The sequence below is a fragment of the Pseudomonadota bacterium genome (assembly GCA_010028905.1).
Classification (GTDB): Bacteria; Vulcanimicrobiota; Xenobia; order RGZZ01; family RGZZ01; genus RGZZ01.
Genome location: RGZZ01000574.1, coordinates 1 through 2,910, shown reverse-complemented (window position 1 = coordinate 2,910; position 2,910 = coordinate 1). Strand labels below are relative to the sequence as shown.

General features: G+C 69.7%; 3 protein-coding genes. 2 read left to right on the top strand and 1 reads right to left on the bottom strand.

The window, feature by feature from the left end; all coding sequences use genetic code 11:
• The first annotated feature begins 119 nt into the window (after positions 1–119).
• Positions 120–725 carry a hypothetical protein gene (locus tag EB084_22975; protein NDD31127.1) on the top strand — a complete coding sequence of 202 codons (606 nt, stop codon included), beginning with the start codon at positions 120–122 and terminating at the stop codon, positions 723–725.
• Entirely contained in the window at positions 722–1,462 is a 741-nt protein-coding gene (locus EB084_22970; protein NDD31126.1) for a hypothetical protein, read from the top strand. Before EB084_22975 ends, EB084_22970 begins: the two co-directional genes overlap by 4 nt.
• A 10-nt stretch (positions 1,463–1,472) precedes the next feature.
• On the opposite strand, the gene EB084_22965 is transcribed toward EB084_22970, so the two are convergent.
• Positions 1,473–2,910: hypothetical protein (locus EB084_22965; protein ID NDD31125.1), on the bottom strand; the 1,438-nt coding region annotated here is incomplete at its 5' end.

Here is a 2,910-nt window from a genome sequence, read left to right as displayed (position 1 = left end):
GGCCTCGCGGCCAGCGGCGCGGGGGCGTTCCGCGGGGCCCGTGCTGGGGCCGCGCGCGGCATGGGGCTGGCCGACGCGCTCATCGACCGCATGGAAGGGCACCTCGCGGAGAGCGCATCATGAACCCCGCGGCTGCCGCACTGTCTGGCGCGCGCGCCTTTCACTCGCTCAAGCCACTCACCTCGCCTCCCCTCCGAGGGGGGGAAGGGCTCGATCTCAGCACGTCGAGCATCCGCGCCCGTGACCGACAGCTCGAACGGGGCGCCGCGAGTCGCCGGCGCGATCTCCTGCTCGCCGCGGCGCTCGTGGGAACCCGTGTGCTGCCGCAACCGGCCGGCCTCGCGGTCGGTGTGGGAACCAGCATGCTCACCTCCATCACGGGAGCGGCGGCCATGCGCGACGGGCTGACCGCCTGGCGCCCACACGAAGTGGTCGACGGCGCCGCGCACCTCGTGACAGGCATCATGGCCGGGGTCGCCGGCATCTGTGGACCCACCGCAGCGGGCAACCAGGCCGTCATCAACGGATTCTCCATCCTGGGGATGAAGCAGATGATCGACCACCCCGTCTCGACCCCCTGGGAGCTGGGCGCGGAAGCCGTCTCCCTGACGTGCGACGCTGCGCGCGCCGTGACCCCCCCGTCACACGGCCCGAAGCCCCTTCCGGCGAACGCCCCCGCGCTGTCGCACAGAGGGTGGGAATCGTCCATCTGCGACATCGAATGAGCAGAGAGGTGAAGATGAACATCGTCTCCCACCCCATCCTGAGCACCGCGCCGAGAGGAAGGTTCACCGTCGACATCGCGACGGGGCGTCTCAGCGCAAGAGGAGTGACGCTCCCCACGCTGACCGTGGAGCGTCTCGATGCGCGACTGGCCGATCCCGGCGTCGTGCGCGACCTGTTCGAGGCCACTGACGCCAGCGAAGCGCAGCGAACCCTCCTCGGGGCGCGCGTGATGATCGACGACGTACGCCTGCGCGTTCCGCAGGAGACGCTCTCCGAAGGGCTCCAGAAGATGATGCCGAGCCGCCATCCGGAGCTGACCCTCAGCGGACGCGACCGCTTCCGGCTGACCGGTCACATCGATCACCGAGTGACCGTGCCGTACGACCTCGACGGGACCCTCGGCCGCACCGAGGACGGGCGGCCCTACGCCGAGATCGAGCACGCCACGGCGTTCGGTGTGCTGCCCGCCATGTTCTTCGCGTGCATGATGGTCGCTTCGCGCCTGGAGCGCAACAACCTCGACTATACGCGCGACGGTTCGCGGTTCACCGTCGATGCGGGCAGCGCCGTCCCTGGGCAGGCCCGCTTCCGTCTGCGCGATGTGCACGTCGACGGTACCGACCTGATAATGCGAGGGCAGGGAAGCTGGACCCCGCCCTCCCCCTCAGCGAGCGAGCCAGAGGTCTGGTTCGACGCCGTGGAGACGCCTCACGAAAAGCCCGATGGCGCGGCATGAAGGTCGCCGCTCATCGCAGCTTCCAAAGCGGGCGAACGCCGACGTCGAAAGCGGCGTTGTCGCCGAAGTAGAGGGCATAGCGCTCCGCCGGGCGGGCGTGCCCCGCCGTGGAGCGAAACCCTCCGCCGCGAAAGACATGCCGGGCGTCGCGTGGCGCCGGACGCTCCGCGTCATCACCGCGAACGGGGGTGCGATAGTCGGCCAGGCCGTCGCGCACCCACTCCCACACGTTGCCCGCCATGTCGTGCAGGCCGAAGCCGTTCGCGGCGAAGCTGCCTGTTGGCGCGTGCACGGTATGGCCATCGTCGAGCCAGGCCTCGTAGCGCCAGCTCTCCGGCCCATCGTGGTCGCGACACCATCGGTCGGCGAGATTGGCGTGCCCGCGCAGGCTCTCTCGCGCCGCGCCCGTCGACCAGGGCGTCGATGTGCCGCCGCGCGCGGCGTACTCCCACTGCGCCTCTGTTGGAAGCGTGAGATCGAGGCGTCGCAGCATCTCAACCGCCTCATCCCACGAGACATGCTCCACCGGGTTCAGCCCGCGGATGACGCGCCCCCCCACCGTGCGACCGACGGGAAACGAGGCCGGGTTGTGATCGGCCGCACGCAGCCACTGCGCCTGGGTCATCTCGTACTTCGAGATCATGAACGGAGCCAGCCTCACGGGGTGCACCGGACCCTCGCTCGGCTTGGCCTGGGCGTCGAAGCCAGGCCCTCCCGGCGTTCGGCTGGCCCCCATGAGAAAGGTGCCTCCAGGCACCAGGACGAGTACGACGCCGCTCGCCTCGGTGCGCACGAGGCGACCGTCTTTCTCCCGACGCGGTGCCTCTCCACTCGACAGATGCGCAAACTCCTGGAGCCTGGTCACCGGATCGGGACCGAGGGGCACGAGGCCGAGCTGCGGGCGCAGCCGCAGCCCAGCGTAGCGAACGTCACGCGCAACGGCGTCGACGGCCCGCTTCCAGTCGTCGGCGTGGGCCTGTACCGACTCGGCCTCGAGAGCACGGGCCTTCGAGAGACGTTCTTCAACCCTCGGAAGCTCGGTGCGCATGAGCTGATCTCCCGCGCTCAGCATGCGCGCGAGCGCGTCATGCTCCCACTGTGCGCGCGCATCATCAAAGGTCCATCTCTCCCCTTGCTGACGGCCCTGCTCGTGCTCTAGACGCACCAGCCATGCGCGATGCCCCGACAGACGCGCGCCCACCTCTCGCGCCTCACGCACCCAGGCCTCAAGAGCCGCAACGGTCGCAGGCGCCGCCGGCCAGAGCGTCTGCGACCGCGCCTCGAGGTCATCGAGGCGACGGACATCGGCCAGTCGCTGCACATCGGCGAGACGGGCGCGGGCAACCTCTGCCTGCGCTTCGGTGCGACGCTTCTCGGAATCAAGAAGCAGCACCCCCACGATCAGTCCCACGAGAATCACAAACACGGCGACGACCAGAGACCGCCTC